We start from the raw sequence: 8,294 nt of genomic DNA on the forward strand, positions 1-8,294 counted from the left end.
GTTGTTGAATATGAGGCAACCGGTGATTTAGACAAATCCCTTGAACAATTGTCACACTCTCCAGGCATGGCATGGATTAAGCAACTGCGTGATGATCCAGAATTATCCAAGCAAGTGGATTGGCAAGCAGTTAAGGCTGAATTTAAAGATTGGGATTATAAAGCCCAAGGGCTGACAGAAGCCGGTGCGGCTATCGTGGCATTGGCTGTCACGGCGGTTACGGGCGGAGCAGCCTCGGGCGCTGCTAGTGCCATTACCGGTGCTTTAGGGCTTGGCTCGAGCACCGCCATGAATGCGGCGATACAGGCAGGTGTCCAAGCGCTGATTAACAAAAGCGCTGTGGCTCTTGTCAATAATCGCGGCAACATTGCCGGCGCCTTGCATGAGCTTGGTTCTTCCAAGAATATTCTCAGCATTGTCTCGTCGATGTTGACAGCGGGCTTAACCAGCCAAATAACGGAAATGGTTGGTGTTGGACAATCTTTGCCAAAAACCGCTCCTTTTGTCGATCGTATCGCCCTTGAAGCGGAAAAGAACCTGATCAAAGCCGCCATTGGCACAGGCGTGCAAACGGCTCTTGAAGGTGGCTCTCTTGACAAGAACTTTTTTAACAATCTGCGCATCGCCCTGTCTGATACGGTTGGCAAATCGTTGGCAGAAGAAATCGGTACTGCCAAGGCAGAAGGCAAAATAGATACGGTCACTCAGATCGTTGCCCATGCTGGTCTTGGCTGCTTAAAAGGCGCGGTTGCGAGCGGCGCTTGCTCTGCCGGTGCTGTGGGCGGGGCTGTGGGTGAAGCCACAGCCATGCTCCAGTTTCAATTGTGGGTGCAAGGCATTGTGAAAGAGGAAATGGGTGATCTAAACGGGCGCACCCCAACTCCGGAAGAGGAAGCGCGTATAAACGCAAAGATTGATGCGCAGTTTGCTGACTTTAGAGATCACACCATTGATGTTGCACGGGCTGCGGGGGGCGTTGCCGCTGCCATTGCCGGTGGCGATGTTGATGCCGGCGCCGATGCCGCTGGAAATGCCGCTGCAAATAACTACCTCAGCAGTGCTCAAATAGCCCAGATGAATAAAGAATTAAAGGAGTGTCCTGACCTTTTATGTGAAGCAGCAGTGTCTGCGAAGTGGTCTGCGATTAGTACAGGGCAAGGTATAAGCTTTGGGGCTGGTATGGTAGCTGGTGTACCGGCTGAAGTATACGATACGGTTGATGGTTTTTTGCAAATAATCAGTTCTCCTACGGTTGGTGACTTGATACAAATAGCCAAAAATTCCAAAGAGATTTTGAAAGCGCTCAAAGATTTCTTCACCAGTGGTAAGGTTTTGGCTACCCTTGGGCATGCCTTTGCACAGCCCTATGTAGATCGCATTAATAAAATGGAGGAGGAATATGAGCGAGCCGGTGCCGGTGGTTCCTTTAATGCTGGTCTTGAATTTGGAAAATTATTGACTGAAGTAGCAACGCTGTTTTTGGGAGGTGCTGGAGCAGCCAAGGGAGGCATAAAGCTTGGCGAAAAGGTTCTGGCTAAATTCGCTGCTAAGACTGAAGAAGCGGCTGCAAAAGCAGAAAAGGAAGTTGTTCAATCAGTTGGAAAAATTGGTACTGAAAACAGTGCCAAGGGCGAGAAGATCAAAGATCCGCAAACAGGAAATAAAAACAGAGAACATCATGACAAAAAACGTGATAAGGACAAGCAAGAATTAGAAAACAAGGAAGAATGTACGGTATGCCAAAAAGAATCCTCGTTTAAGGCTGAGGTGAAGGGAGCTGAGTTTGAGAGTGATATGTTTGGAAGAAAACCACTTGAAAAAAGATCTCGTCCTGATCTTCTTTATATAGAAAATGGTGAATTAAAAATTAGAGAAACAAAAACAGGTGATTCCAAGCTTACAGAAAATCAAAAAATTTTGAAAGAAGCCTATAAAACAGGAGATGCAAAACCCACGGGAGATGTTATTAGAGAGTTTCTTGAGGAACACAAAGAAAAGCTAAATAAATATCAGGAAGAACTCAAAGAATTTATAGACGAAAAGAAACCAACTCAGAAACAACTGGATGATTTTAAGAAAGATTGGGCTAAAAACCAATTAGGTAGGGAGTGGGGAAGACCTATCGAATATGAAATTAGCCGTCATACAGGTCGTTTAGAAGAACTTGTACAGGGACAATAAATGAAGATACAAACCAAAGACGTAACAGAAATTTTAAAAATACTGGGCTGGGAACCCTATCGCGATGAAGTGGGAGACACTTTTGCGCATTATCATCTTCCTGACCGCATTGTGGGCATAGGCTATGATATAAAAAATTATGGAGAGAGCGGCAAAGAGTTCCGGTTATCGGCTAAACTCACTACTGCTTCCTATTGCCTTGCTCGGGAATATTCTAGAGGTGAAAAATCACAGCGTAAATATGAAGATGTGCTGTTTTACGCGAAGGAGGATTTTAATGTTAAAGCTTCAGATCTTTCCGAAAGCCATATTAAGGACGCTCTAAATAGAGTGATTGCATGGGCGCAAGCACAGGATATTGAAAAAAAGTTGTGCGAGGAAGCTACTAATCATTCTGCCGTTGCACAAGCATTACTTGGTGATATGGAGGCTTTAAGGAGTGATAGATCTACCCCAAAACTATCTGTGCCAGAATTTGCAGATTATAAAACAATGACATCGGATGATCGCCTGCTTTTTTTTGCGCAAGCCTATAAAAATGGGGAGTTGGATGATATTCTAACGCGCAAAAAAACCAAACAGCGCTCGATAAGCCTCACAGCAGCAATGCGCGTTCTTAAAACACAAGGGTGGTTTTCTACGGAGCCTGGAAAAATGTGGTTGATTTTGCCCGACCGCTTTATTCAATTTGATTTTGGTTTTATACGTCTCCATGACAATTACAATGTCCGTATTGAAGCTGAAATATCTAATGAAATGATTTCTGTAGCTTGTAAATATATTCACTATAGTGGGGAGTATCGGTGCATATCACCTACAAATATTTATAATTCTTTTAACACGATTGGGGGGGGGATTTTTAGTGGTTTTGATAAAGGCATTGATATTTGTGTAGAGACATTAGATGAGCAAGAGCTTATCAAAATCTCTGAGCGAATAATACAATGGGCACGTGCCCAAGATTTACAAGCATCAATAGAAAGCAAAACACGTGTTCAAAAGTATAGCTACAATATACGTATAGTCTGGCATTTGGCTTGTTTAGCATTGACAGGTCAAATTGATATCCTGAAATCTTATCAAAATTTTTTAGAAGCCGGTACGATTTCTGGACATTTAGAAGACCGTGAAGTGGAGAAGTATGTTAATCACGCCGTTCAATTTGCTGAAGAGCATCTGAAAATCTTTAATGAGCGAAAAGCCATAGATGATCGTCTTAGTTTGCAAGATTTGTCTTTTCTTAATACAGTTTCTGAAGACTTAAAAAGGATAGACTGGACAGTTTATCGTGATAAGAACTATGATCGCAATGCTTATTTTGTAAGTAAAGACCGTATCATCAATATAATGTATAACCTTCAAAGTGATGAAGAAGAGCCGATTGTTGTATTTAAGGCTTCGCTTTCAACACTTGGCTTTTCTACTGCTCATAGAGAGATGTTTCCTAGATTGCCCCAATATATAGCTCTCAAAGAGGCAGAAGAATTTTATACAGTTTCTAGTACTGAATTGGATGAAGGCAAGCTAAAGGAGATTTGTACAGATATACTTGAATGGGCAGATCGGCAAAATGTCAATCAAATCATCTATGATTATGCCGCTTTGCCAACAAACAGTGAAGCTCACCTTGTGGCACGTCACTTTATAGCACTCATTCTGATTGGTGATATTGAAAAGCTCAAATTTTATAAGGAAAGTTTCAGGGCAAAGAACCATCTAGGCTTTGTGGAAGGTATCACGAAATATACGATTGACAACGCTCTTACTCTTGCACGGCGTTATCGGACTGGTTTTCCCAAAAACGCTCCGATTTTGAGTTTGGATGCGCAAACAGCATCTGTTGCTTTTAAAACAACTTCTGTTGAAGCGGCAGAGGAAGTGGATGAAGTGGATGACACTGATGATCGTCTCACCATGGAAAGTGCTCATGCACTTTTAAAAAGCCTAGGCTGGTCAACCGAGAAAATCAATGAGAATGACCATATGGCAAGCTATCAATTGGCTGATCGTGAAGTAGATATTCTTTATAACGACGAAATTGCCAAAGACTACCCGCAATTTGATAGCGCTTTTATGATTAGTACTGGCATTCTTTCCACCGCTTGTAAATTCATTGATCCTACCTACACGGAAGATATTCCAGATATACAGCTTAATTTTGAAGCAAAGGGGTTAGAAATCTTTGAACCAGAAGTTACTGCGGATCGCTTAAAGCAAGCACTTGATGACGCGCTAAAATGGGCGGTAACAGACATTGACCTTTCTAAAAGACTTCGCTCTGATTATGGCACTGCTCCTTGGGAAAAAGGCGCCACGTCCAAAGCAAACGATACGGATTATGCTTTACTTCATCTTGGCGCTCTTGCTTTATTGGGTGATGTTGAGACCTTACAATCTTATCAGAAAAGCTTTACGGCAGGTGATCACCTAGGCTTTGACGAGAGCATCAACAAAACCCACCTTGAACGTGCATTAGCTTTAGCCAAAGAAGTAGCAAAGGTGAAGCAAGTGAGCTACGCTTTGATTAAACAGGTGGCAGAAAAGCTTGATGATCAATAAGAGGTTACCAGCAAGGAGCAACCCCGCTCGTGGAAGGAGAGTTTGTTAAGTCTATTTAGAACAAAGAATACATTGATTATTTTGAAAAAATTGAAGGGGCTTATGAATCATGAAATGGATAAAGAAAAAAATTATGGGAGCAGCTGAACCTGTGGAATTTAAAGGTAAAAAAGTTTATCAGGGAGATGAGCTGTTTGAGCCTGAAACAGTTTCTTCTTGGAAAGAAAAAGGACAGATAGTAACAGGTACAAATGTGGAAAGAATGGTATCAGGAAGAGCTCCTATTGGAGTCGATTGTAGGCCTATTATGTTATATCCTATGACACAAGAAGGTCCTATGGCTGAGGTTCTCTACTCATTTTATCAAGACAAGAGTTTTGTTGCGCCTATGAAGCCAAAGGCAAACTTTATCAGAAAAGTTATTTGTTGGATTTCAAAAAAAGACTCCTCAGCAAGAAAAAAGAAAAAGTAATTATTGCAAATATTGAAATAATATCCCTAAAAGCGCTCTCTAAATTTTAATGATCATTCCCTTTAATTACATCATATATTGTAAATGAGAGATGATTTTACAGAGACAGATGAGAAAAGAGCTCTTTCAAAGAAAATATCCTTTATATTCTATTAACGTAATCCCAATTCCATTGGCTATAGTAGAGAAATATTGATCAGTAGGAACACTCATTATGAGTAAAAACACACTGTGACTTATGGAGAAAAATTTATGAAAAGTTATACTTTATCAGATGTTGCACAATATATTGATATGCATAGTCATGTTATTAATTTTGGTACTAAAGATAATGCCCCTGATGATGTACGGATTAAAACAGCTGAGAACACTCTCGATTTACAATTTACCTCTTCCTATAAGAGTTTTTTAAAAAATTATGGAGGGGGAGAAATTGGAGGTGAAGAAATATTCAGTATTTATGAAATCTGTGCTGGTATTCCTGCTGGTGATATTGTTTATCGAAATTTGCTCGATAGAAGAGATGGCTTTACGGACCCCAAACAACTTGTTATCTGCACAACTGATTTTGGTGAAACCTTTTACTTTGATTATACTCAATTTCGGGATGGAGAGTGCCCGCTCTATCTTAAGTTTCCACTTGACGATCCCCAATATTACGCAAGTAATTTTTATGAATTTCTCTGTAAAAGAATTAAAGAGTATGCAGGGGAAGATTTATGAAAATCTATACCTTAGATGATGTTGCAGTATTAATTGATAAAGTTAATAAATATAATGATGATATTGTCAATTTTTGTTCTGAAGAAAATGCGGTTGGTGATCTCGTGATTGAAAAGGCGGAGAAAGCTCTTGGTTTGAAATTCACATCTTCTTACAAGAGTTTTTGAAAAAAACTATGGAGGAGGGAAAATGAAAAAAAATCTTAAAACTATAGAGCTGCATGCCTCTCTTAAGTACAGCTGGATGTCAGTTAGGCAATCCTCTCCCATCGATTTTGGTTTTATGGAAAAAGCCTAGAGCAGATCGGGGTGTAATCGAACAATCACTTTTAAAGTGTGGCTGGAAACCGGTTTATGCTTCTTCTAGCGATATAAATTGCAGGATTCAAAGGGGATTTATTTTACACAACCTCCGAAAAGTGACTCGTTCCTAACCGGTCTCATGATAGCTGGATATCAGCAATTTATGGACAATGATACTTTTGGTCTAAGCAATACGAGCAAGAAGAAACGGGCCATGATAACCCATTTTGAGAATGAAAGAAAACGTCAACAAACAAAAAAATCTTTGCAAAAGCGATCATCAAAGCGTCCTACCCATTCTGAAAGAGTTAGTTGAACAAAAAGCACGAATGATGAAGGGAGTCAAAATAGTACCCTTCTTTATTCAAGCGGGTAATACGTTGATCTAGTGGTTGATCAGCTCACCAACAAGGCAGCGGTAGGTTCTCTTTCCACTAATTTTTTAGAGGATGTGCGTTTTGAGCAACCTGACAGAATTCTGGAAGCCGATTCGAAAAATAGAAAAGGTCTTGTGATCAATAAAGGGGCATGTTTTCGCTTTTATCATGGTGGAGAGAATGGGGGTAGGTACCTCTTTTACCGCGTTCTAGGGCGTGGAAGGATGACTTTTGACGAAGATCTTGAAGCAGGAAAGGATTATTATATATATCTCATCTTAAAAGATCAGACGAATGAGATATCCTTTGAGCTTTCGCAAAATCCGACGGCTCCTGATGGCTATACAGAGGATAATTCTGAAAAGATTGGTGGATTTCATACGCTATGTGCGGATGTTGGTGAGATTGAAGATCATCTCTTATCGGGTTATCAAGCGGGGGATGTTTTGCCCAATTCTGTTTGGTGTTTAAATCACCGTCCACGTAGTGACCCAGAGGGAATGGTTTACAATCCGTGGCATAATATTTGGGTTGATATTTATCTTCAATCAGGGACAGGTGAAAATGCAAAGTCGGCATATGGTGTTCCGATTACGACCAATCGTAGCTATGCAGATCATGCCTTTGATTTTGGTCTGTTAATAAGAGATTTTTGACGAGTGATGAGTTTTCGCCAAGCATGTATGGAAGTAATCAAGCAACCAGTATTGTCGGCAATCAAGCGCCTTCTCCTAAGACGTCTGGAGGACACGTTGATACAAACAATAGACGGATGATTTCGGATATCGGTTGTGAGGATGGTTGCGGTTATGTTTGGCAATATTTGTCTGGTTGTTATCCAGTGACTAAATGGCATACAGGGGAGCAAGGAAGCAGTTTAGTGTAGACATAAATGTTATGTTGGGAGGAGGCGATTGGACTGGTGGCTCTAACAATGATCATCTTCTACGGAATTTTGCGCATTCTCGTTATGTAGAAGATGAAAAAATAGGCGCCCGTGGATGTAGCGACCCCATTTTATTATAATTAGTGCGAGATTGATTAGAACATCATTTTATCCAGCCCCACTTTTGTGGGGCTTTTTTTATGGAGCGTCAGATGAGAAAGATATCGAAAGAAGGATTAGAGCTTATCAAACAATGGGAAGGATTGCGTTTAGAGGCTTATAGAGATACGGCATGTGTCTGGACGATTGGTTATGGTCACACCAGCAATGCGGGTCACCCCCTTGTCAAAAAAGGCATGTGTATTAGCCAAAAGCAAGCAGAAGAAATCCTTTGTGAAGACTTAAAGCAATTCGAGCAGACGGTAGAGGAATCGGTCACGGTTTCGTTAACGGATTGCCAATTCGCGGCATTGGTCTCGTTTTGCTATAATGTAGGAAAAGCTGCTTTTCGCAAGTCAACATTGTTGAAGAAGCTTAATCAAGGCGATTATGAAGCCGTTCCTGTTGAATTACAGAAATGGAATAAGGTTGGTGGGAAGCCTCTTGCTGGTTTAGCCAACCGTCGAGCAGCAGAAGCGGGATTATGGGTAAAAGGGGCTTATGTTTCTTCAAATTATCAAAGGGTAGAAACGAAAACGGCAACCGGACTTCTTAAAATAGAAGCACTTGCCCCGATTATAGGGTCTTGTTCAGGTTTTGGCGGCTTGTTAGCAGGCAATGGACCGGTGCAATGG

General features: G+C 41.1%; 8 protein-coding genes and 2 pseudogenes. All 10 read left to right on the forward strand.

Annotation, left to right across the window (positions count from 1 at the left end; genetic code table 11):
• Window positions 1-2,181 (forward strand): DUF637 domain-containing protein (locus ACFIKR_RS08225; protein WP_375659511.1); only part of this gene is annotated, 2,181 nt, incomplete at its 5' end.
• Window positions 2,182-4,740 (forward strand): DUF6990 domain-containing protein, encoded by a 2,559-nt coding sequence (locus ACFIKR_RS08230; protein WP_375659512.1) that lies wholly within the window; start codon window positions 2,182-2,184, stop codon window positions 4,738-4,740.
• Window positions 4,741-4,849: 109 nt separating this feature from the next.
• Window positions 4,850-5,212 carry an HNH/ENDO VII family nuclease gene (locus tag ACFIKR_RS08235; protein ID WP_208439475.1) on the forward strand — a complete coding sequence of 121 codons (363 nt, stop codon included), beginning with the start codon at window positions 4,850-4,852 and terminating at the stop codon, window positions 5,210-5,212.
• 252 nt (window positions 5,213-5,464) lie between these two features.
• A complete protein-coding gene (locus ACFIKR_RS08240) occupies window positions 5,465-5,935 on the forward strand; it encodes an SMI1/KNR4 family protein (RefSeq protein ID WP_375659513.1) in 471 nt (156 codons plus the stop codon).
• Window positions 5,932-6,127, forward strand: a pseudogene (locus ACFIKR_RS08245) (SMI1/KNR4 family protein); the annotation flags it as partial. The gene ACFIKR_RS08240 and the pseudogene ACFIKR_RS08245, both read left to right, overlap by 4 nt.
• A 28-nt stretch (window positions 6,128-6,155) precedes the next feature.
• Window positions 6,156-6,553: pseudogene (locus ACFIKR_RS08250) on the forward strand (hypothetical protein).
• Between the two features lie 72 nt (window positions 6,554-6,625).
• Window positions 6,626-7,270 (forward strand): hypothetical protein, encoded by a 645-nt coding sequence (locus tag ACFIKR_RS08255; protein WP_375659514.1) that lies wholly within the window; start codon window positions 6,626-6,628, stop codon window positions 7,268-7,270.
• 23 nt (window positions 7,271-7,293) lie between these two features.
• Window positions 7,294-7,500, forward strand: a complete 207-nt coding sequence (locus tag ACFIKR_RS08260; protein ID WP_375659515.1) for a hypothetical protein — start codon at window positions 7,294-7,296, stop codon at window positions 7,498-7,500.
• Between the two features lie 11 nt (window positions 7,501-7,511).
• A complete protein-coding gene (locus tag ACFIKR_RS08265) occupies window positions 7,512-7,640 on the forward strand; it encodes a hypothetical protein (protein WP_375659516.1) in 129 nt (42 codons plus the stop codon).
• 72 nt (window positions 7,641-7,712) lie between these two features.
• Window positions 7,713-8,294 (forward strand): lysozyme (locus tag ACFIKR_RS08270; protein ID WP_375659517.1); only part of this gene is annotated, 582 nt, incomplete at its 3' end.

Source organism: Bartonella sp. MR30HLJHH, assembly GCF_042194195.1.
Lineage (GTDB): Bacteria > Pseudomonadota > Alphaproteobacteria > Rhizobiales > Rhizobiaceae > Bartonella > Bartonella grahamii.

Excerpts from the sequence above, each read along its gene's own strand:
- ACFIKR_RS08230 (WP_375659512.1), top strand. The coding sequence starts at position 2,182 with ATGAAGATACAAACCAAAGACGTAACAGAAATTTTAAAAATACTGGGC.
- ACFIKR_RS08235 (WP_208439475.1), top strand. The coding sequence starts at position 4,850 with ATGAAATGGATAAAGAAAAAAATTATGGGAGCAGCTGAACCTGTGGAA.
- ACFIKR_RS08240 (WP_375659513.1), top strand. The coding sequence starts at position 5,465 with ATGAAAAGTTATACTTTATCAGATGTTGCACAATATATTGATATGCAT.
- ACFIKR_RS08260 (WP_375659515.1), top strand. The coding sequence starts at position 7,294 with ATGTATGGAAGTAATCAAGCAACCAGTATTGTCGGCAATCAAGCGCCT.
- ACFIKR_RS08265 (WP_375659516.1), top strand. The coding sequence starts at position 7,512 with ATGTTGGGAGGAGGCGATTGGACTGGTGGCTCTAACAATGATCATCTT.